General features: G+C 60.6%; 20 protein-coding genes and 1 pseudogene. 8 read left to right on the top strand and 13 right to left on the bottom strand.

The window, feature by feature from the left end; all coding sequences use genetic code 11:
* Positions 1-441: pseudogene (locus ASD02_RS24470) on the bottom strand (3-deoxy-8-phosphooctulonate synthase); the annotation flags it as partial.
* A complete protein-coding gene (locus tag ASD02_RS24475) occupies positions 441-1,331 on the bottom strand; it encodes a VOC family protein (RefSeq protein WP_025426761.1) in 891 nt (296 codons plus the stop codon). The pseudogene ASD02_RS24470 and the gene ASD02_RS24475, both read right to left, overlap by 1 nt.
* A 993-nt stretch (positions 1,332-2,324) precedes the next feature.
* On the opposite strand from ASD02_RS24475, the gene ASD02_RS24480 reads away from it, so the two are divergent.
* The 5 genes from ASD02_RS24480 to ASD02_RS24500 all read left to right on the top strand — a co-directional run bounded on the left by ASD02_RS24480 (position 2,325) and on the right by ASD02_RS24500 (position 6,430).
* Positions 2,325-2,969 (top strand): lysophospholipid acyltransferase family protein, encoded by a 645-nt coding sequence (locus ASD02_RS24480; RefSeq protein ID WP_025426760.1) that lies wholly within the window; start codon positions 2,325-2,327, stop codon positions 2,967-2,969.
* Positions 2,966-3,916 carry a phosphatidate cytidylyltransferase gene (locus ASD02_RS24485; protein WP_025426759.1) on the top strand — a complete coding sequence of 317 codons (951 nt, stop codon included), beginning with the start codon at positions 2,966-2,968 and terminating at the stop codon, positions 3,914-3,916. The genes ASD02_RS24480 and ASD02_RS24485 overlap by 4 nt, the downstream gene beginning before the upstream one ends.
* Positions 3,913-4,299, top strand: coding sequence for a hypothetical protein (locus ASD02_RS24490; protein WP_025426758.1), 387 nt, complete (start codon positions 3,913-3,915; stop codon positions 4,297-4,299). The genes ASD02_RS24485 and ASD02_RS24490 overlap by 4 nt, the downstream gene beginning before the upstream one ends.
* A 3-nt stretch (positions 4,300-4,302) precedes the next feature.
* The gene (locus ASD02_RS24495) at positions 4,303-4,956 is read left to right on the top strand and encodes a CDP-alcohol phosphatidyltransferase family protein (RefSeq protein WP_025426757.1); all 654 of its coding nucleotides are present in this window, start codon (positions 4,303-4,305) and stop codon (positions 4,954-4,956) included.
* Between the two features lie 280 nt (positions 4,957-5,236).
* Positions 5,237-6,430, top strand: coding sequence for a DUF418 domain-containing protein (locus ASD02_RS24500; RefSeq protein WP_063963221.1), 1,194 nt, complete (start codon positions 5,237-5,239; stop codon positions 6,428-6,430).
* A gap of 141 nt (positions 6,431-6,571) precedes the next feature.
* Here ASD02_RS24500 and ASD02_RS24505 read toward each other — a convergent pair whose 3' ends face one another.
* The 5 genes from ASD02_RS24505 to ASD02_RS24525 all read right to left on the bottom strand — a co-directional run bounded on the left by ASD02_RS24505 (position 6,572) and on the right by ASD02_RS24525 (position 10,984).
* On the bottom strand, positions 6,572-8,200 hold the full coding sequence (locus ASD02_RS24505; protein ID WP_025426755.1) for a CTP synthase: 1,629 nt from the start codon (positions 8,198-8,200) through the stop codon (positions 6,572-6,574).
* A 149-nt stretch (positions 8,201-8,349) separates the two neighbouring features.
* Positions 8,350-8,820, bottom strand: a complete 471-nt coding sequence (gene secG, locus ASD02_RS24510) for a preprotein translocase subunit SecG (RefSeq protein ID WP_025426754.1) — start codon at positions 8,818-8,820, stop codon at positions 8,350-8,352.
* A gap of 134 nt (positions 8,821-8,954) precedes the next feature.
* On the bottom strand, positions 8,955-9,725 hold the full coding sequence (gene tpiA, locus ASD02_RS24515) for a triose-phosphate isomerase (RefSeq protein WP_025426753.1): 771 nt from the start codon (positions 9,723-9,725) through the stop codon (positions 8,955-8,957).
* Positions 9,726-9,950: 225 nt separating this feature from the next.
* Complete coding sequence (locus tag ASD02_RS24520; protein ID WP_025426752.1) at positions 9,951-10,433, bottom strand: GNAT family N-acetyltransferase; 483 nt, start codon at positions 10,431-10,433, stop codon at positions 9,951-9,953.
* Between the two features lie 59 nt (positions 10,434-10,492).
* On the bottom strand, positions 10,493-10,984 hold the full coding sequence (locus ASD02_RS24525; protein WP_025426751.1) for a GNAT family N-acetyltransferase: 492 nt from the start codon (positions 10,982-10,984) through the stop codon (positions 10,493-10,495).
* Between the two features lie 155 nt (positions 10,985-11,139).
* On the opposite strand from ASD02_RS24525, the gene ASD02_RS24530 reads away from it, so the two are divergent.
* Positions 11,140-11,751, top strand: a complete 612-nt coding sequence (locus ASD02_RS24530; RefSeq protein ID WP_025426750.1) for a TetR family transcriptional regulator C-terminal domain-containing protein — start codon at positions 11,140-11,142, stop codon at positions 11,749-11,751.
* Positions 11,752-12,022: 271 nt separating this feature from the next.
* Here the strand turns inward: ASD02_RS24530 and ASD02_RS24535 are convergent, their stop codons facing one another.
* On the bottom strand, positions 12,023-12,403 hold the full coding sequence (locus tag ASD02_RS24535) for a hypothetical protein (RefSeq protein ID WP_057220549.1): 381 nt from the start codon (positions 12,401-12,403) through the stop codon (positions 12,023-12,025).
* Between the two features lie 264 nt (positions 12,404-12,667).
* Here ASD02_RS24535 and ASD02_RS24540 point away from each other — a divergent pair, with 264 nt between their 5' ends.
* Together ASD02_RS24540 and ASD02_RS24545 are read left to right on the top strand one after the other, a co-directional pair.
* The gene (locus tag ASD02_RS24540; protein ID WP_025426748.1) at positions 12,668-13,282 is read left to right on the top strand and encodes a cytochrome b; all 615 of its coding nucleotides are present in this window, start codon (positions 12,668-12,670) and stop codon (positions 13,280-13,282) included.
* 3 nt (positions 13,283-13,285) lie between these two features.
* Positions 13,286-13,888, top strand: coding sequence for a YceI family protein (locus ASD02_RS24545; RefSeq protein ID WP_025426747.1), 603 nt, complete (start codon positions 13,286-13,288; stop codon positions 13,886-13,888).
* A 34-nt stretch (positions 13,889-13,922) separates the two neighbouring features.
* On the opposite strand, the gene ASD02_RS24550 is transcribed toward ASD02_RS24545, so the two are convergent.
* From ASD02_RS24550 to ASD02_RS24570, 5 genes are all read right to left on the bottom strand, one after another.
* Positions 13,923-15,383 carry an aspartate aminotransferase family protein gene (locus ASD02_RS24550; RefSeq protein WP_025426746.1) on the bottom strand — a complete coding sequence of 487 codons (1,461 nt, stop codon included), beginning with the start codon at positions 15,381-15,383 and terminating at the stop codon, positions 13,923-13,925.
* 5 nt (positions 15,384-15,388) lie between these two features.
* Positions 15,389-16,399 (bottom strand): NAD(P)-dependent oxidoreductase, encoded by a 1,011-nt coding sequence (locus tag ASD02_RS24555; protein ID WP_025426745.1) that lies wholly within the window; start codon positions 16,397-16,399, stop codon positions 15,389-15,391.
* Positions 16,396-16,836 carry a transporter gene (locus ASD02_RS24560; RefSeq protein WP_025426744.1) on the bottom strand — a complete coding sequence of 147 codons (441 nt, stop codon included), beginning with the start codon at positions 16,834-16,836 and terminating at the stop codon, positions 16,396-16,398. The genes ASD02_RS24555 and ASD02_RS24560 overlap by 4 nt, the downstream gene beginning before the upstream one ends.
* A gap of 93 nt (positions 16,837-16,929) precedes the next feature.
* Positions 16,930-18,252 carry an FAD-binding oxidoreductase gene (locus ASD02_RS24565; protein WP_025426743.1) on the bottom strand — a complete coding sequence of 441 codons (1,323 nt, stop codon included), beginning with the start codon at positions 18,250-18,252 and terminating at the stop codon, positions 16,930-16,932.
* Entirely contained in the window at positions 18,249-19,691 is a 1,443-nt protein-coding gene (locus ASD02_RS24570) for a UbiA family prenyltransferase (RefSeq protein WP_025426742.1), read from the bottom strand. Before ASD02_RS24570 ends, ASD02_RS24565 begins: the two co-directional genes overlap by 4 nt.
* Positions 19,692-19,772: the final 81 nt, after the last annotated feature.

The raw sequence follows: 19,772 nt of genomic DNA on the forward strand, positions 1-19,772 counted from the left end.
CTGGCCCTTCTTGACGTTGATGGTGCGGCCAGTCTTGGCAGCTGCCACCAGAAGGTCGGTCTGGCGCGACAGGAAGGCCGGGATCTGCAGGATGTCGACGGTCTCGGCGACGACGGCGCACTGCTCCTCGGTGTGCACATCGGTCAGGACCGGGAAACCGAACTCCTTCTTGAGATCGGCAAAGATTTCCATCGCCGTGTCGAGGCCGATGCCGCGCTTGCCAGAAAGCGATGTACGGTTGGCCTTGTCGAAGGACGATTTGTAGACCAGGCCGATATCCAGCGACTTGCATAGTTCGGCAAGCTTTCCCGCCATCATGAAGGCGTGCTCGCGGCTTTCCATCTGGCAGGGGCCGGCGATCAGCGACAGGCGCTCCCTCTGCGAGAAGGCGACCTGCTTGGCACCTTCACCGACGACTACTCTGGCATTCGTTTCCATCATCAAGCTCCAAACGCGAAGATCACCCCTTGCCCCGGCATTTCGGGGACAATGAGGCGTCCGCCCATTTCTGAAAATTCGATATCGTTGCGCGCGAAGAGCGCACGCGTCACTTCGAGGTCCGCGACGCGGAAGATCACGGCCCGGCCGCGCAAGCCGCGCTCGGCGCTGCGGACCGAACGGCCGAAGAAAGCCTCCATGCCGGCGGCGCTCAGCACAGAGATCTTGGCGTTCGTCGTCTCGATATCCATGCCGAAGGAGTGAGCCGCGACTTCGCGCTCATCGACCGCCTCTTGCAGCAGGTACTGGAAATCGGTCGGGTTCGTCTCCGAAAGCACGACCTCGGAAATGCCGAGCACGCTGTTGTCGTGCCGCTCGAGCGCGCCACGATCGATTGGAAGCGCGCGCACCCGCTGACAGCTGAACAGGAAGAAATCCGGCGAGCGCAGGTCGGCGGCAAAGGCCAGCCGGAAGGAGCCAAGCCCTTCCCGGCCATCCGGCAGCCGCATGGGCCGCGAGAACTCCAACATCTCGCCGCCCGAGATGCCACGGGCGCGAAACCGCATATGATCCGTCGCAGCGTCTTCAGTGCCGAGCACGATCGCTGACAGACCTTCCGGCCCCTGACGGAATCGGAAAGCCTGGTCGCGGGCGACGAAGGCGTTGCCGTCCAGGGCTGCCATTTCGCATTCTTCGCGCGAAGCGACGGCAAGCGGCTCAAGATAAGTGTTGTCGGAGAAGAAGACGCAGGCGTTTTCGGTGCCGAAGGGATGGCGAGCATCCTCGGCCACCGTGAAACCGAGATCATTGAGGCGACGCCGTGCCTGTTCAAGTGCGTCCACCGGTAGCACGAGATGATCGAGCGGGCGGGTGGTGCGCTTGGAGAGGCTCATGGCGGTTTCCCTGATGGTTTGCCGCTGTTTGCAACTTTTGTCCGGCGATTGCAAGCCGACTGGCGGCCATGGCACCGATTGCCCGTCTGGACCCAAACATCTGCAGAGAACAGAATCCATCCGCGCCGGGCACCGCCCGCCGCAGATTTATGGTTGCCACCAGGTGCCGAACTGCCCGAGCGTCAATAGTATCCCGGCGCCGCGGTGGCGTTGCCCGTATTCGAAGCCCCGAGACCGGGGGCGAATGTTTGCGGCTGCGCGTAGGTCGTATTGCTCGAGGACGTCGTGGCACAGCCCGAAAGCCCTAGCAGGGCGATCGTCAAAGGCACGAACAACAAAGTTATGAAGCGCATAGGTACTGACCCTTTCTTTAGCTGAAGAACAGAAAAGGCTGAAACCGGTGTTTTGGGGAGTACGTAACAGTAACACGACGTAACACGGCGACACGAGGGACTGGGAACCGCAGCGTCGCGTCGGCCGCTGCGGTTGTTCTCGTTACACCTGCGTTCAGCGCCCGAACAACGAGGTCGGGCCATTCGCGTCAAACACTAAGATCGCGTTTGATGGCGCAGGTCGCGATAAAGGTCGGCACAAACCTGTCGATCAGGAAACTGGCGCATTGAACGACGCTCCTCTTACAACACTCGAAAATTGGCGGCTGCGCTGCAAGCGGTCAACGTTCAGTAGAAGCCGCCTTTCGGTAAAAGACTGCGGTGTGACGTCGCATCGTTTTCAGCGTGTCAGCTAAAAACGTGCAGAGATCGAAGAATTTGCGGCGCCCACACGTCATCATCCCAGGAGCGACTTCGGCCGCTTGTGAAGCGGACGCAATCGCGTAAAGTCGGCCGATGCAGCCTGAGGTTACGATGGGCCTGCGCGTTTTTAGGGGCAACATTTGATCATTTCATTGCACGGCGGGGGACACATCCGGATACGCGGAGCAAGGCAACCTTCGATACCTGGATGCCTTCAACATGGAGTTGAGGCGGCATGATTCGCGATTTGATTGCCAAGCTCGCTTCGGTCGCCATCATGATGTTTGCCCGCGCACTGACAGCTGCCCGGGCACTCTGGCACGAAACCGGCCTGCCGCCGAGACAGAGCATCTATTTCGCCAACCACTCCAGCCATGGCGATTTCATCCTGATCTGGGCCGTGCTGCCGCCTTGGCTGCGCGACCGCGCCCGCCCGGTTGCCAGCGCCGAATACTGGCTGAAGTCGAAGCTGACATCGTTCATCGGCCGCGACGTCTTCAATGCGGTGCTGATCGAACGCGACCCCGCCGCGCGCACAAGCGACCCGGTCGAACAGATGGCGACGGCTCTGGACGAAGGTGCCTCGCTGATCGTGTTTCCCGAAGGCACGCGCAACCAGACCGAGGCCAAGCTGCTGCCATTCAAGAGCGGGCTCTATCACCTCGCACGCAAGCGGCCGGACGTGGCGCTTGTCCCTGTCTGGATCAACAATCTCAACCGCGTGATGCCGAAGGGCGAGTTCGTTCCGATCCCGCTGATCTGCACGATCAACTTCGGCGAGCCGTTGAAGGTTGGACCAGACGAGAGCAAGGAAGACTTCATCGCCAGGGCGCAAGCAGCACTGCTTTCCCTCGCCCCGGCACAGACGGATAACGACGCATGAGTACCACGACTTCCGATATGGTCACCCTGCTGCTCGGCGTCGGCGGCATCCTGCTGTTCGCCTCTTCGGTCGGTTACGTACTGCAGCGCAGGCTTTCGCCCGACGGCTCCAATGGAGCGATCGAGAACCTCAACGCCCGCATCAAGGCCTGGTGGGCAATGGTGTTCCTCATTGCCATCGCCTTCATCGCCGGACGTGTCGGGGTGCTGCTGCTTTTCGCCTTCTGCTCATTTGCGGCGCTACGTGAATTCATCACGCTGATCAATACGCGCCGCGCCGACCATTGGGCGATCGCTGCTGCCTTTTTCCTGGCCTTACCGATCAACTATTATCTGCTCTGGGCCGAAGAATACGGCATCTACGCGATCTTCATTCCTGTCTATGCCTTCCTGCTGATGCCGATCATTGCGGTCCTGCGGGGCGATACGCAAAACTTCCTGCTGCGGATTTCCGAAGTCCAATGGGCGTTGATGATCTGCGTGTTTTGCGCCTCGCACGTACCGGCCTTGCTGACGCTGCAGATACCCGGCTACGGGGGGCGCAACGTGTTGTTGATCGCCTTCCTGGTGATCGTCGTGCAATCGAGCGATGTGCTGCAATATGTCTGGGGCAAGCTCTTCGGGCGCACCAAGATCGCGCCGAAGCTCTCGCCGTCGAAGACAGTGGAGGGGTTCGTCGGCGGCGTTGCCAGCGCGACGCTGCTCGGCGCCTCGCTCTGGTGGATCACGCCGTTTACCCCGATCCAGGCCGGGGTGATGTCGTTCATCATCACGATGATGGGCTTCTTCGGCGGGCTGGTGATGTCGGCGATCAAGCGGGATCGCGGCGTCAAGGACTGGGGCCACCTGATCGAAGGCCATGGCGGCTTGATCGACCGGCTGGATTCGGTCGTATTCTCGGCACCGATCTTCTTTCATCTGACGCGATACTGGTGGTCGTTGACATGAGCGGCCACCTGCGCGCTTTTGCCCGCAGCAGCATCGTCCACGTGCTTTTTGCTTTCATAGCAATGGGCGGATGGGCGCTGTTTGCCAACAGGCACCACCCAATGCCGCGACCACTCGTAGCCGGCCTGGTGCAGGGCGCCCTTTCAGCCGCGCTGACACTGTGCCTGAAATCGGCCATCGACGCGCTGTCTCTTCGTTTCCGCGGCACTTCGCAGCTTTGGATGCCGCCGCTCCTCGCCTGCCTTGCTTCGACAAGCATCCTCGTCGCCGTGCACGCGGCAACCGGAACACCGGAAATTCTCAAAACCATTGCCGTGCCGCTGCTGGTATCGGGCAGTTATGCAGTGCTCTACAACTATTCGATCAGCCGCGGGGGAGCTTGACCAATGACAGAAACCGGCGACCGCAGGCCGTTGGCCAGCCGAAACACCCGCTGGGCGCAGGCAATCGCCCGACGCCTCGCCGCGATGTCGATCACGCCCAACCAGATATCGCAGGCAAGCATGGCGGCCGCGGCTCTGGCAGGCGTTGCTTTCTGGCTGACCAGCGAGACCCAGGACGGACTTCGCGCCCTGCTTTTCATCGCGGCGGCCCTGTTCTGCCAGATGCGTCTGCTCTGCAATCTATTTGACGGTATGGTTGCCGTCGAGGGCGGCAAGGGTGAACCGGACGGTCCGTTCTGGAATGAATTTCCCGATCGGGTCGCCGACCTCTTCATTTTCGCCGGCGCCGGCTATGGCGTCGGCCTGCCTGCGCTCGGCTTTGCCGCAGGCGCCTTCGCCGTGCTCACCGCCTATGTCCGCGAACTCGGCCGTGCCAATGGCGCACCGAGCGACTTTTCCGGCCCGTTGGCAAAACAGCACCGCATGGCGGTGATCACGTTGGCGGCCGTCGTTTCGGCTTTTGAAGGGTTGTGGCTCGGCGATGGCGAAGTACTGCTCGTCGCCCTTGTTGTCGTCTCGGTCGGGGCAGCCGTTACGGCATTGCGCCGCGCGCGACGCCAGACCGCCTGGCTGAAGGCCAAAGCCGCAGCAAACTAGCCTCCGCGGACCGCACCCCCCAACCTCAATCCGTTGAACGCCGTCGCCTGCATCGGCTCGGCGAACCCCTTGACGTCCTCGAAACTTATTATTAGATAGATTACTCTATTTATTATAACGCCACTGAGCCGCCCTTGAACGTTTTGCGCCACCCACTGCCGACCCCCCGGTTGGCGGAGCTACGTCGACCGTTCGCCCAACCATGCCCGTTCGGCGATAGGCGTTTTGAATCAGATGGATCCGGCCGGCCGCCACATCGCCTGCCGTTACGGAGATGACCATGACCACCCAAGACCGCATAGACGGGGTCGATGCGCTGCGCGGCTTCGCGCTGCTCGGCATTCTGCTCGTCAACATCATGGCCTTCGCTTCGGCATTTTACGGCCTCGAATTGCCTGACCCATCGTTCGATACCGGCCTAGACCGCGCGGTGCACTTCGCTGTCGCACTGTTCTTCGAAATGAAGTTCTACCTGCTCTTTTCCTTTCTCTTCGGCTACAGCTTCACCTTGCAGATGCGCTCCGCCGAAAAGGCAGGCGACGCCTTCGTGCCGCGACTCTTGCGGCGGCAGGCGGGGCTCTGGCTGATTGGCCTGACGCATGCGGTGCTTTTGTTTCATGGCGACATCCTGACGACCTACGCCGTCCTTGGCATCGCCCTGATGATGTTGCGCACGCGAAGCGATGCCAGCCTCTGGCGTCTCGCTCGCCTGCTGGTGATCAGTACGGCGCTTGCCTGGTTCGCCCTTGGCGTCGCCGCCGTCCTGGAGCCTCCAGTCCTTGAGCGGTACGCCATCATCGCCGCGGCTGCAGCGACGGAAGCGGCCTTTCGGGGCGATTGGCAATCCATCATCGGCCAGCACCTGACGGAACTGTCATCGGTCTGGGTCATCCTCGGCCTGTTGCAGGCGCCATCGGCGCTGGCCATGTTTCTTGTCGGCCTGATTGCCGGACGTCGGCAGATCCTGTCTCGGCCGCAGGAGAACCGCGCCCTGTTCCGTTGGCTTGTTCGCCTCGGCCTTTTCGTCGGCCTGCCTGGCGCCGTCATCTATGCCTATACCAGCGTCCAAATGGCCGATTCGCCTCAGGCGATCACCGGACTTGCCGTCGGGCTGTTGACCGCGCCGTTTCTGACGGGAGCCTATGTCGGCGCGATGATGCTGTTCCTCGATAGTGCCGCTGGACGGTGGCTGCGCAACCTGTTGGCGCCGGCCGGCCGGACCGCGCTTTCCAACTACCTGCTACAGTCGCTCATCTGCGCGCTTATCTTTCATGGCTACGGTTTCGGCTTGATCGGCCATATCTCGCCGCTCGAAACCGTATCGATGGCCCTTGTCGTCTACGCCGCCCAGCTTGTTCTTAGCCGCTGGTGGCTGCAACGCTTCGCCTATGGACCGCTGGAATGGCTGCTGCGCCTCATCACCATTTGGCGCGTGCCGCAATGGCGCAACCTTGCAAGCGCCGATCGGCGGTAGACCATTCTTTTCGGCGAGATCGAGATCGCACCCGGCGACCCTGCTCGCCGGGCGCTTCGGTGTCGATGCGGCATATGAAGCCAAAACGAAAACGGCCGGTCACGTAGGACCGGCCGCAATTTTCAGAACCGTGCTGACGGATCAAACGAAGCGCGACTGTTCCAGCGCCGCTTCGACGAAGCTCGCAAACAGCGGGTGCGGATCAAGGGGGCGCGATTTCAGCTCCGGGTGATACTGCACGCCGATGAACCACGGATGGTCAGGGTACTCGACGGTCTCAGGCAGAATGCCATCAGGCGACATGCCCGAGAAGACCAGGCCGCAGGATTCAAGCTGCGGCTTGTAATCGACGTTGACCTCGTAGCGGTGGCGATGACGCTCCGAAATATCGGCCGTGCCGTAGATGTCGGCAATCTTCGTGCCGGTCTTCAGCGACGCACGATAGGCGCCAAGGCGCATGGTTCCGCCGAGATCGCCGGAAGCCGAGCGCTTCTGAAGTTCGTTGCCCTTAACCCATTCGGTCATGAGGCCGACGACCGGCTCCTTGGTCGGGCCGAACTCGGTCGAGGATGCCTTGTCGATGCCGGCAAGGTTGCGCGCCGCTTCGACGACTGCCATCTGCATGCCGAAGCAGATGCCGAAATACGGCACCTTGCGTTCGCGGGCGAAACGCGCCGCGTTGATCTTGCCCTCGGAGCCACGCTCGCCGAAGCCGCCGGGAACCAGGATGCCGTGTACCTTTTCGAGATACGGCGCCGGATCTTCCTTTTCGAAGACCTCCGACTCGATCCACTCGAGCTTGACCTTGACCCGGTTGGCGATGCCGCCGTGATAGAGCGCTTCGGTCAGCGACTTGTAGGCGTCCTTGAGGCCGGTGTACTTGCCGACGATCGCAATGGTGACTTCGCCTTCCGGCGTACGGATGCGATCGGCAACTTCTTCCCACGCTTCCATGCGCGGCTTCGGTGCCGGCTCGATGCCGAAGGCGGCAAGCACTTCGTTGTCGAGGCCTTCCTTGTGGTAGGCGATCGGCACGTCGTAGATCGAAGCGACATCGAGCGCCTGGATAACCGCCGACTGGCGGACGTTGCAGAACAGCGAAAGCTTGCGACGTTCGGCCTCGGGAATTTCGCGATCGGCACGGACGAGCAGGATGTCGGGATGAATGCCGAGCGCCTGCAGTTCCTTGACCGAATGCTGGGTCGGCTTGGTCTTCAGTTCACCAGCCGCCGGAATGTAGGGCATCAGCGTCAGGTGGACATAAACGGCGGTGCCGCGCGGCAGATCGTTGCCGAGCTGGCGGATCGCCTCCATGAACGGCATCGCTTCGATGTCGCCGACGGTGCCGCCGATCTCGCACAGCACGAAATCATAGTCATCGTTGCCTTCGGTAACGAAGTTCTTGATCTCGTTAGTAACGTGCGGGATCACCTGAACGGTTGCGCCGAGATAGTCGCCGCGACGTTCCTTGTCGATGATGTTCTTGTAGATCCGGCCGGTGGTGATGTTGTCGGTCTTCGTCGCCGAACGCCCCGTGAAGCGTTCATAGTGGCCGAGATCCAGATCGGTCTCGGCGCCGTCGTCGGTGACGAACACCTCGCCGTGCTGGGTCGGGCTCATGGTGCCCGGATCAACGTTGAGGTAGGGGTCGAGCTTGCGCAGTCTCACCCGGTAGCCACGCGCCTGCAGCAACGCTCCAAGAGCAGCCGCAGCTATGCCTTTTCCGAGGGAGGAAACCACGCCGCCAGTGATGAATACATATCGCGCCATGGGAGTCACCGGTTACCTTTTAACAAACGATTCCGCCACCGAAAAATTCGCCTATCCGAATTTTTCCGTCTTCGAAGGGAATCAGATTTCACACAAAATAAAACCGGCGGATGGTGCCATCCGCCGGTGGGTTCATTTAAATTGCGACCTTATTGGCCGCTGGGAACTTGCGATCCCGTGTTGCCGTTGGCGCCGCCTGCAGGCGTTTGCGTTGTCGTGGCACCGCTAGCCGGAGCCTCGCCTGTGGTCGCCGGAGCCGGTGCTGTTGCACCGTTGCCGGTCGCAGGCTGCTGGGTCGCGCCGCCGGCCGGAGCCTGAGTGTTGCCACCGCCAAGCGAATCGAGGACGCCGCCGCCCGAGCTGGTGCCCGGAATACGGTCGAGGATGTCGGTCGCCTGCGGCTGGTAACGGGCGAGGATACCCATCGCCAGGGCCAGAACGAAGAACAGTGCCGCGAGGATCGCCGTCGTGCGGGTCAGCGCATTGGCAGTGCCGCGTGCGGACATGAAGCCCGAGCCACCGCCGATGCCGAGGCCACCACCTTCGGAGCGCTGAATGAGAACGACGCCGATCAGGGCAACGACGACCATGAGATAGATGACGAGTAGTACGGTCTGCATCAGCTTCCAGTCCTGCCCTTTGGGCAAACGAATCAAATCTTGCGCGGACTCGGGGCTTCCCGGGCGCAATTTTCGCGCTTCTTTATACCAAGCCGTCCGCTATTCCAACCCCCTGCCCGGCCTGTGCCGGACAATCAGGCCGTCAAATCTTCATAAGCCCGGTAGATGGCGAGGAAGTCTTCGGCTTTCAAGCTCGCACCACCGATCAGCGCGCCATCGACGTTGGCAACGCCCATCAATTCGCGGGCATTGGACGGCTTGACCGAACCGCCGTAGAGAATGCGCATCTTGCCGCCGGCACCACCGAACCGCGACACCAGTTCCTGGCGCATGAAGGCATGCGCCTCTTCGACGTCGGCAGTCGTCGGCGTCAGACCCGTACCGATCGCCCAGACCGGCTCATAGGCAATGACAGTGTTTTCCGCCGTGGCGCTGTCGGGCAGGCTTTCGGCAAGCTGACGCTTGAGCACGTCGAGCGTCTTGCCCACCTGTCGCTCGTCACCGGTTTCGCCAATGCAGACGATGGCGACCAGTTCGGCGGCGTGGGCGGCGTCCGTCTTGGCGCGCACCAACCCGTCATGCTCGGCATGGTCGGTGCGTCGCTCGGAATGGCCGACGATCACATGGGTGCCGAAGCAATCGGCGATCATTTCGGCAGAAACTTCGCCGGTATGTGCGCCGGACTGCTTCTGATGGCAATCCTGGGCGCCGATCATCAGCGGGCTATCGTCGCAAAGCGCGGTCGCAACATAGAGTAACGTCGCGGGCGGGCAGATCAGCGTCTCGACCTTGCTCGACAGATCGCCCTTGACCCCTTCGGCCATCGCCTTGATCTGATCGAACGATGCGCGCGTTCCGTTCATCTTCCAGTTTCCGGCGACGAGCGGGCGGATGTCAGGCGTCATGAAATTTCCTCCGGGTCAGGTCATTTTCTCGGCAAGCGGCCTAGCAAATGCAGCCGGCAAAGGAAAGCATCCGTCGCTGAATATTCCGGCAGGACCAAAACGATCGGCCCGGCCGGTGGTCTCTCGCATTGCAGCGCCGCGCGTTAAGTATGACGCGCAAAGGATGCTGTAACGCTTTCAACCTGCTGAATAATATCGTCCTTGGATCGATTCCGAATTAAGGATCTATATGCGGGCGACGGTGCGAGCCATGTGGATCACCGCAAAAGGCAATCCTTCATCATCCCTCTCCTGTCGGCCCGTGACGACAAAGCCGCGACGGTGATAGAATTCGACCGCGCTCGCGTTGTCGGCGTAGACGCTGACGTCGAGATGACCGAGCCGCGTCGCGGCGTGTTCGATCAGTCCGCGGCCGATGCCGGCGCCATGGACTTCGGGATCGACGAACAACCCGCCGACAAAATTGTCGATCAGCCCGATGAAGCCCGCCGGATGCCCACCGACCTCTGCGACCCAATTGTCGGCCATCGGCAGGTACGTGTCGCGGACGATCTGCAGCTGGGTGACCAGCCGCTCTTCGCCGAGAAAGGGATGCCCGATGCGCGAGGCGGACAGCCAGATGGCCACCAGCCGGTCACGATCTTCCGCGCGGTAAGGCCGGATCACCGTTTCTGAGAGCCGATTGGCCTCGTGTTGGTCGTTTTGCATGTCTCTCTCATAAGATATTCTGAGCGGCAACCCGCCGAGCGCCGCCAGTGATGCCTCTTTCAGGCCGCAAACTTGAGCACGGCCTCCGGCTCTTCGCCGTAGCTATCGCCTGTCAGAACAAAGCCCAACCCCTTGTAGAAACCTTCTGGGCTCGCCTCACCCAGTCCGTAGCTGGTGTAGAGCTCGCGGATGCCACGCGCCTTGAGGTCGCGCACGACGAGTTCGATCGCCTTCTTGCCGATGCCCTTGCCCTGAAATGGACGGGCTATCATGAAGCGCCAGAGGTAGACGCCCGGGCAATCGATGCCGTCGTCCCAATCCGATCCCTGGTGCAGCATGATGAAACCGACGAGCGTCTCCTCGGCGTAGATCGCGCGGAACCAGGCATTCTCGGAGAAATGCGCTTCCGCAATCGAGGTGCCGTTGTCGGCGACCATATTGCGCTGTCCTTCGCTCAGCGTTTCGCTGAGCTCGCAGACCTCGCAAACGGTAAGCGCGGAGATACGGCGGAAGGTAATTTCTGCATCAGACGGCAATGCATGTTCGCTCATAAGCGACTCCTGAAAATCAAATGGATGAAAACGAGGACCAAGCCAAAAAGGCCGGCCGCGGTTTTAGATCGTCCGCCAACGATTTGAGCCAACGCTCAAATTGGACATATGATCAAATCTGCGCTATGTCAATCGCATACAACCGGAGACTGAATATGGTGTACATGACCCGCCTCGCCCGGCGCGAGGCGATCATTGCGGCGGCCATCGCCGTCATGCTGAAGGACGGCTTCGACGGGATGACGACACGTCGGGTTGCAGCCGAAATGGGAGCGGCCAACGGCATCATCCACCATCACTTCAAAACGGCAAGCGACCTCAAGTGTGCGGCCTTCCTGCATTACGAGGCTGCGGCCCGTGCCGAGTTCGTGGAGATGCGCCCTGCACTCAGTGCGACGGCAGCGCTCAAGCTCTTCGTCAGTGACCACACGGACGATACACGGGAAAGCGGTATGCGGTTCTGGGCGGAGGCATGGCGGGCAGCCCAGGCCGACCCAGAATTGGCCGGCGCTTACGCCCGGGCCGTTTCCGGCTGGCATCGTCTGCTTTGCGGCATCATTGCGGACGGTGTCGCGGCGGATGAATTCCGTGCAGGCGTGCTCGCAGAAACGATCTCCTGGCGGATCCTCGGTCTCGGAATTGGCCTTTCCAGCATGGCAGTGCTGCCTATGCCGCTGCTATCGCCGACAACCGTGCGCCGCCTGATGATGCAGGCCGTCGCGGACGATCTCGGCATCTCGTTTCAGGAGATAACCGGGGCATCCTGACCTATACCAAACCTGCGCTGATATTGACCTATTGCGTGGGACCGTGTGCGGTCATCCGGCGAGGAGCGGACCTGAGAGCGATGCCTTGGCATCGGTCGAGGATTGCGACGCTGCCAGTGGGCGACAGACGGCCCGCCCGAAGGGCCGGGCACTTTTGCCCCTTGATGGCGTTGACAATCCTCACCGGACCACGCGGTCCGGCTGCGGTTATCTCCTTGCCGGAAACCAAAATCGCTCCGGCGCAATCGGTCAATATCAGCGCAGGTTGGTATTACGCCTTTGCCGCAAGTGCCTTGCGGATATCAGCCACGTGCTGTCGGTCGAACAGGTCGAACACCTCGTCCCCCGTCAGCCGTTGGACGTCCTGGATATGGGGATAGACATGCTCAGCCTCACCGAGCGCCAGATAGGAGCGGGCGATGGTCATCGACCCGAGCGGCTGGCGCAGTGAAAGCGTCCATTCGCGAACGAGTTTCGAAACAGCGATGCTCTCGCGGTGAAGCCTGACATCGTGGAGCGCGGCACCGTAACCGCCTTTGACCCAATAATAGAGGTCTTCCCCCTCGAAGTTCGCGTCCGCCAGTTGCGCCGCATTGCTCGAGCGATTCTGCGAACCGATGCTCCGCCCCCAGCGCGATGCCGGCGTTGGCATGTTTCAACACCACGTTTTCAAGTGGGATCATCTCGGTCGTCGCGCTATTCTGCGTCATGTCTCATGTTCCGCAATACGTTGGATCTGCAACCATCAGACCAGCCCGTCGACTGCCCTGCGCGGAGCAGATGAGATATCTTTCGACTGTATCAACAGGATCGGCCTGCGAATTTACGGTATCGTCGGAGAATAAAAGATGGGGCCAACGGGTCTTATCCGGGTGACGAAGGCGAATATTTCGTCCGAATGCCGCAGGAGCGTGCCATGCTGCAAAACAGCAAGTCTACATTCGGCTGGGTGACGATCATCCTCCATTGGCTGATCGCCATGTCGATCCTTGGCCTACTGGCACTCGGCTTTGTCATGCGCAGGCTATCCCTGGATCCAGCCCTGCAGTTCTCGCTCTACCAATGGCACAAATCCTTCGGCTTCACCGTGCTTGCCCTCGCCGCGCTACGCGCCGTCTGGCATGTGCTCGATAGGCAACCACAGGCGCCTTCAGGCCTTTCCGTGCTCGAACGACGCGCGGCCCGGACCACGCATGCAATCCTGATCGGCCTGACCATAGCCGTGCCCCTTGCCGGTTGGGCGGTTGCGTCGACCTCGACGCTGAACATTCCAAGCTTCTATTTCGACTGGTTCGTCATCTCGCATCTGCCGATGGCGAAATCGGAAGCAGCCGAGAGCTTCTGGACGTCGACCCACGCAATCCTCGCCTACGCGACGCTGGCTCTTGTCGCGCTCCACGCGATGGCCGCGCTCTACCATCACATGGTGCGCCGCGACGAAGTTCTGGTTCGCATGCTGCCGACGCGACTGCTGCGGCGCGGCGAGGTCGAAAAGACCAAGGGCAGTCAGGTCATTGCCAAGAGGAAGTGAACCATGATCAAGCAGCAATCGAAGGCAACGCCAACAGCATTGGCACTTGGCGTCGTGCTTGCCACGACGTTCGGACCAAGCGCCACAAGTGCCAGTGCGCCGCAACTCTCGGACGCTGCCGGCAGCTACGGCATCACCGGTGCGTCACGTGTGCATTTCTCCGTTGCGCAAGTCGGTGGCGGCGGCATCATCGGCGACTTCGGCAAGTTCTCCGGCAATTTCCGTATCGATGGCAATAACATCGCCCGTTCGTCGGTCGAGTTCACCCTCTACCCGGAAAGTGTCGAGACGGGAGAAAGCCGCGTCGAAGATTTCCTGAAGTCGAGTGCGGTCTTCGACAGCGCGACCTATCGCACCGTCACCTTCCGCTCGACCAGCGTCAAGCAGACCGGCCCGGACACGGCCGCCGTCGAAGGCACGTTGACGGCGCGCGGCAAAGCGCGGAAGGAACGGTTCTCCGTCAAGCTGATGGACTGGAACAGCCGGTCGATCTCCTTCATAATCCGCGGCAGCATCTTTCGCTCACCCTACGGCATGGACGTCGGCACGCCGATCTATTCCAATGTCGTCGAATTCGACATGAACATAAAAGGGCAGAAGCACTAAGCTCCTGCCCTTCGAGGTATTTTTGGGTTTCCGCTCAGCCGCCGATCTGGCTACCGAGGAAATCCTTGACGATATGCACGATGCCGCGGCCAAGAAGCTCATCCAGTGCCGCGATGAACTGGTCGACGTGCGCGCGCTCGCAGATCAGCGGCGGCTCGAGCCGGATGACATTGCGATTGTATTCGGTAAAGGCAACCAGCACGTCGTAGTCGCGCAGAAGCAACGCACCGATGAAGCCAGAGAGCGAGCCCTTCAGCTTGTCATCCAACACGGAAACGACCGGACGCAGAACCATCGGCAACGTCTGGCTGAAATCCTGGAACTCCAGGCCAACCATCAGTCCCTTGCCGCGTACGTCCTTGATGATCTTCGGATATTTTTCCTTCAGCGCCTGCAGGCGTTCAAGCAGATAGTCGCCGCTGTCAGCGGCGCGATCGATCAGATGATCGTCGTAGAGCACATTGATGCCCTCGATCGCGGTGACGCAGGCTTCGCCCATGCCACCGAAGGTCGCCATGGCGTGGATCATCGCCGTCTTCGATGTGCCATAAGCCTTCATGTAGACGTCGCGGCGGGCGATCATTGCGCCAACCGCCGCCTTGCCGGCACCGAGCGACTTGGCGAGCGCGGTGACGTCAGGAATGACGCCATAATGCTCGAAAGCATAGAAGCGACCCGAACGGCCATAACCGCACTGCACTTCATCAGCGACCCACAGGACGCCATAGCGATCGCAGAGCGCACGCAGCTGCTGCCAGTACTCGGCCGGCGCCTGGATGATGCCACCGCCGCCCTGGATCGTCTCGAGCACGATCACGCCGATTTCGGGATCGGACTTGAAGGCGTTCTCGACGGCTTGGATATCGGCGAAGGGAACGCGGACCGTGTTGTCGGCAACCCTAAACTCGGCGCGGTAAAGCTGGCCGTCGGTAATGGCAAGCACGCCCTTGGTTTTCCCATGGAAGGAATTTTCCGCGTAGACGACCTTCGGACGCTTCGGGCCGGCGGCGCGCTCGGCGAGCTTGACGGCTGCCTCCATCGCCTCGGAACCGGAGGAACCGAGGAAGACCATGTCGAGATCAGCAGGCGAGCAGGCGGCAATGTTCTTGGCGAGCGCCGATGCATATTGCGACATGAAGGCGATCGCAATTTCGTGGCGCTTCTCGTCCTGGAACTTCTGGCGTGCTTCGAGAATACGCGGATGGTTGTGGCCGAAGGCCAGCGAACCGAAGCCGCCGAAGAAGTCGAGAATCTTCCGACCGTTCTGATCGGTGTAGTACATGCCCTCGGCGCTTTCGATCTTCACCTTGTGAAAGCCGAGCAGCTTCATGAAGTGAAGCTGACCAGGGTTGAGATGGTCCTTGAAGGCGGTCGTGATGTCCCCGATCGACATGGCTTTCGCCTGCTCGACCGTGATCAGATTTGGCCTTGCGACCCCGCCTTCGATCGACGGCGCCGAGACGCCTGTGCGGTTCGGTCTATCCAGCATTGTCATTCCCCTCACTCGGCCGGTACGGCTGCGGCGTTTTGCATGGCAGCGCCGGATTTCTTGGCCCGATACTCGTCATAGGCGGCAATCAGCATGTCGCCATCGTTGAACTCCGGCCGCCAGCCGAGCTGATGCTTCAGCTTGCCCGTTTCACGGACGCAAAGTTCGTCGGCAATCAGGTACTGCTCCGGATCCATGATCGGCTTGTTGATCAGATCGAACAGCGCCAGTGTCTGCTTCACTGCGAAGCCAGGCGTCGGCAGCAGGAAGGACTTTGAATCGGCGTGCTTGATCAGGTTGCCGAGAAGCTCACGCACCGAAGGAGGACTATCCGAGCCGAGGTTGTAGGCCTCGTTGGGCACGCCACCCTTCCAGGCGAGCCGCGCCGCTTCGGCGCAGTCGAACACCGAGATGAACTGGTACGGTACCCTGCCCGAACCGATCATCGGCACCGGCAGGTTCATGTCGATCAGCTTGAACAGTTTTTCGAGGATACCGAGGCGGCCGGGTCCGATGATCAGGCGTGGGCGGAAGATCGAGATGTTCATGCCCTGCTTGCGCCATTGAGCGGCAAGTTGCTCCGTTGCCCACTTCGATTTTCCGTATTCGCCGAGCGGCTTTGCCGGATGGTCCTCGGTCTGCGGCGACTGCACCGTGTGGCCGTAGATCATGTCCGTGGTGAACTGAACGAGACGCGACGCATTGGCTGCGCCCATGGCCTTCATGATGTTCTCGGCACCGTAGTAGTTGACCGGCCAGAAGAAATCCCAGCGCTTCGAACGGATCTGCAACGGTGACAGCATCTTGGCCGCCATGTTGTAGACCATGTCGTCAGGGCCGATACCGACCTTCAGCACATCGCTCATCTGCGTCACATCGCAATGGACGAAGCGGGCACGGTTGTAGTGCGGCAGATCGGACTTGACGATATCGGCGACCACGACCTCCTCGCCATCCTGAACGAGGCGCTGCGCCAGATGCCGGCCGACGAAACCGTCGCCACCAAAGATAATATGCTTCATGACTTGCTCCCGAAATCTGCTGTTCTTGCACCAGCCGTATCGATCGACTTTTCGTCGCCATGGGATGACATGCCCGACTGGGCGATCAGAACCGTTCCAACGCAGATGAGCGCGATGCCGGCGATGCGCCAGGCATTGAGGTCCTCGCGGAAGACGAAGTAGGCGAAGATCGCAACCGCCACATAGGCCAGGCTCAGGAACGGATAGGCGAAGGAAAGCTCTACCTTCGACAGCACATAGAGATGCGATGCCATCGAGATGACAAAGGTCGCGAGACCCGCGAAGACCCATGGATTGAAAACGATCTGGAACAGGCGAACAATCGCCGTCTCTGCCGTCATCGAGATCGGCCCGAGTGACATCATGCCCTGTTTCAGCATCAACTGTGCCGCCGCATTGGTCAGCACAGTGAAGAGAATGAATGGAATATATTTCATAGTTTTACCCCCAGTCCCGGGGAAGTACCTACACGCGAGAGACGCATATTCAGTGAAGTTCGCGTGTTTAATTTAATAAAATTGTCGGCATTCTCACTTTGGCAAAGCCAGCGCCGTGCGGCGCCAGAAGTTCGACGTCAGCGCTGGATCGCGCAAAGCCTCAAGCTCCCTCCAGGAAGTGAAAGATTTTTCAAAGACTTGCGGGCTCATACGCGCATCCTTGTAAGGATTGATCGCGCCCCCGGCTTCGACAACGATTGCATCCAGCCTGTCCAGCAGCTTAACCGTCCGTTCACCTTGATTGGCGAAGTCGAGCGTCAAAGTAAAACCAGGCCGCGGAAACGATAGGAGCCCGCGGGAGGCGACGTCCCCGAAGCGCTTCAAGACGGTCAGGAACGATGCGTGTCCGGCACGGCGCGCGGTCTCCATCAGCGTCGCGGTGATCTCCCGCGCATTCTCGGCGGGATAGACGCTCTGGTGCTGATACAGACCTTTGGGGCCGTACAGCCTGTTCCACGCGCCGATGGCGTCGAGCGGATAGAAATAGGAAGTCCACGGCACCGTCGACACGGCCTCGCCCGGTTTCTGCTTGCGGAAATAGTATTCGTTGAAGGCCTTGAGCGTCGCTGAATTGAGCAGGTTGAACGGTGGCGAAAACGGCACCGAGAGCTTCATGCCTTTCGGCATATCGGGAAGCTCGCAAGAGCCATCGGCATGGTCGCCGGCCAGCAGAACCCCACGGCCCATACGCCGTCCCGTTGCAAGCTGGTCGATCCAGGCGACTGAGTATTCGTGTTCTTCGTCGACGCGATCGACGAGACCAAAGTATTCGTCGAGATTATCGAAGCGGATCGCGTGCTGCTGCACATGCGGCGACGGCACCTTGGTGAGGCGAAGACTGACGGTCAGGATCAAGCCGGTGAGCCCCATTCCGCCGATCGTGGCGGAAAACAGCTCCTGGTTCTCCGCCGGAGTGCAGGCCAGGTGCTCGCCATTGGAACGCAGGAGCGTAAAGCCAGTCACATGATTGCCGAAGGTACCGCGGGCATGGTGGTTCTTGCCGTGGACATCGTTGGCAAGCGCGCCGCCAACGGTGACAAAAGCCGTACCTGGTGTCACGGGAAGAAAGAAGCGGTGCGGAATGGCGCGGGCCAAAACGTCGCCAAGGGTAACGCCGGCTTCGCAGGTCATCATCCCTGTGCCCGGATCGAAGGCGATTATGCGCGCGTGTCGACGGTTGTCGATCAGCATGCCGCGATCGTTATGGCAGCTGTCGCCGTAGCTGCGGCCGTTGCCGAACGGCAGGAAGGCATCGGGCTCGATATTGCCGATGCGATCTTCGTAGTCGTCGGGTGAAATGCCCTGTCGTGGCCGACGGTCGAGCCGGCCCCAACTTTCGTAGTCTTGTGTGTTCATTGCGGCCCGACGGCTCCGAAAAGAATAAGTAACGCCCCGATCAGCATGGTCAGCTGGCTGCGCCAATCGCGCATGATGAAGACCACCGGATCCTCGTGCAGCATGCCACGGCGCGCCAGCATCCAGATCCGAAGGAGCATATAAAGCACCAGCGGGCAAAGCGGCCACAATGCCCACGGCGTCGTGTACATTTCCTGCAGTTCCTTGCTGTGCACGTAAAGCGCAAGCACCAGAGCGGAAGTGAAGGCTGAGGCCACGCCTGCCTGCCCGACCATCTCGAAATCGACCGCGAGATAGCCGCGCCCGGGAACGGCACCGCCGTCCTTGTTGTCGAATTCATGCAGTTCGACGTAGCGCTTCACCAGAGCCAGGCTGAGGAAAAAGAAGATCGCGAACGACACCAGCCAGAAGGAAAGTTCCGTTCCGGTCGCCGCCGCACCGGCAACGATACGGGTCGTGTAGAGGCCGGCAAGCGTGAACACGTCGACGAGAAGCTTGCGCTTGAGCACAAAGGTGTAGGCCGTCGTAGCACAGGCATAAAACGCCAGCACGCCAGCAAACTTCCACGGAAGGAGAAAGGTCAGCGAAACCGAGGCCAGGGTCAGGCAGACGACCAGCACCAATGCCGTCGGCACCGACATCTGGCCGCTGGCAAGCGGCCGGTTGCGCTTCTTCGCGTGGCGCCGGTCGTTCGCCAGATCGGAGAGGTCGTTGATGACGTAGACGGCGGAGGCCAGGAAGCTGAACGCAAAGAATGCGATGGCAACACTCACCAGCGCATCCAGATGCAGCACCTCATGATTGAGGATCATCGGCACGCCGATCAGCACGTTCTTCGCCCACTGATGGACGCGGATCGACTTCAGCGGCGCAAGCATGCTCACTTTGCCGGTGTCGAGTTTCTCGGCATCGTGACTACGACGCCATTTCTCAGCCGCCGCATCGGGTGCCACGACGATTGCCCGGCGCGACGCCTCGAAGACCGCGATGTCGTCGCGGCTGTTGCCCATATAGTCGAAGCCACCTTCGCCGAACCGTTCCACCAACGCATCACGCTTTCGGCTGCTGGTCAGATTGAGTGCCTCCGACGAATGCATGATCGAAGAAAAGAGCCCGATATGCGCTTCGACCTCTCGCGCGACGGAAGGTGCAGCACCGGTAACCAGCACGATGTCGCGTCCTTGGGCCTTTTCGGCGGCCAATCGAGCAAGGACGGCCTGGCGATACGGCCAGTCCGCCGCCATTCGTCCGGAGCGCAAGGCAACCTCATGTTTCAGACGCGCCTTGCCCTGCGATAGCCACATGAGCATCGGGAAGAGCATCAGCGGATTGCGCAAAACGATGATCGCAGCACCTTCCCACAGTGTGTCGGCAGCCAGTAAGGTGCCATCCAAGTCGACACACAACGGAATTTGCCGTGTTTCGATATGCGCATTCATGAAATCTACCCCAGCAATATCTGCCGGGGATAATCGCGCCGATCACTTTCAAAGGTGGAAATAAGCAGCGCGCCTACACCC

Source organism: Ensifer sp. Root1252 (assembly GCF_001425885.1).
Classification (GTDB): domain Bacteria; phylum Pseudomonadota; class Alphaproteobacteria; order Rhizobiales; family Rhizobiaceae; genus Ensifer; species Ensifer canadensis.

Coding starts and splice junctions, on each gene's coding strand:
- ASD02_RS24475 (WP_025426761.1), bottom strand. CDS start 1,331: ATGAGCCTCTCCAAGCGCACCACCCGCCCGCTCGATCATCTCGTGCTA.
- ASD02_RS24485 (WP_025426759.1), top strand. CDS start 2,966: ATGAGTACCACGACTTCCGATATGGTCACCCTGCTGCTCGGCGTCGGC.
- ASD02_RS24490 (WP_025426758.1), top strand. CDS start 3,913: ATGAGCGGCCACCTGCGCGCTTTTGCCCGCAGCAGCATCGTCCACGTG.
- ASD02_RS24495 (WP_025426757.1), top strand. CDS start 4,303: ATGACAGAAACCGGCGACCGCAGGCCGTTGGCCAGCCGAAACACCCGC.
- ASD02_RS24500 (WP_063963221.1), top strand. CDS start 5,237: ATGACCACCCAAGACCGCATAGACGGGGTCGATGCGCTGCGCGGCTTC.
- ASD02_RS24505 (WP_025426755.1), bottom strand. CDS start 8,200: ATGGCGCGATATGTATTCATCACTGGCGGCGTGGTTTCCTCCCTCGGA.
- secG (WP_025426754.1), bottom strand. CDS start 8,820: ATGCAGACCGTACTACTCGTCATCTATCTCATGGTCGTCGTTGCCCTG.
- tpiA (WP_025426753.1), bottom strand. CDS start 9,725: ATGACGCCTGACATCCGCCCGCTCGTCGCCGGAAACTGGAAGATGAAC.
- ASD02_RS24520 (WP_025426752.1), bottom strand. CDS start 10,433: ATGCAAAACGACCAACACGAGGCCAATCGGCTCTCAGAAACGGTGATC.
- ASD02_RS24525 (WP_025426751.1), bottom strand. CDS start 10,984: ATGAGCGAACATGCATTGCCGTCTGATGCAGAAATTACCTTCCGCCGT.
- ASD02_RS24530 (WP_025426750.1), top strand. CDS start 11,140: ATGGTGTACATGACCCGCCTCGCCCGGCGCGAGGCGATCATTGCGGCG.
- ASD02_RS24535 (WP_057220549.1), bottom strand. CDS start 12,403: ATGCCAACGCCGGCATCGCGCTGGGGGCGGAGCATCGGTTCGCAGAAT.
- ASD02_RS24540 (WP_025426748.1), top strand. CDS start 12,668: ATGCTGCAAAACAGCAAGTCTACATTCGGCTGGGTGACGATCATCCTC.
- ASD02_RS24545 (WP_025426747.1), top strand. CDS start 13,286: ATGATCAAGCAGCAATCGAAGGCAACGCCAACAGCATTGGCACTTGGC.
- ASD02_RS24550 (WP_025426746.1), bottom strand. CDS start 15,383: ATGACAATGCTGGATAGACCGAACCGCACAGGCGTCTCGGCGCCGTCG.
- ASD02_RS24555 (WP_025426745.1), bottom strand. CDS start 16,399: ATGAAGCATATTATCTTTGGTGGCGACGGTTTCGTCGGCCGGCATCTG.
- ASD02_RS24560 (WP_025426744.1), bottom strand. CDS start 16,836: ATGAAATATATTCCATTCATTCTCTTCACTGTGCTGACCAATGCGGCG.
- ASD02_RS24565 (WP_025426743.1), bottom strand. CDS start 18,252: ATGAACACACAAGACTACGAAAGTTGGGGCCGGCTCGACCGTCGGCCA.
- ASD02_RS24570 (WP_025426742.1), bottom strand. CDS start 19,691: ATGAATGCGCATATCGAAACACGGCAAATTCCGTTGTGTGTCGACTTG.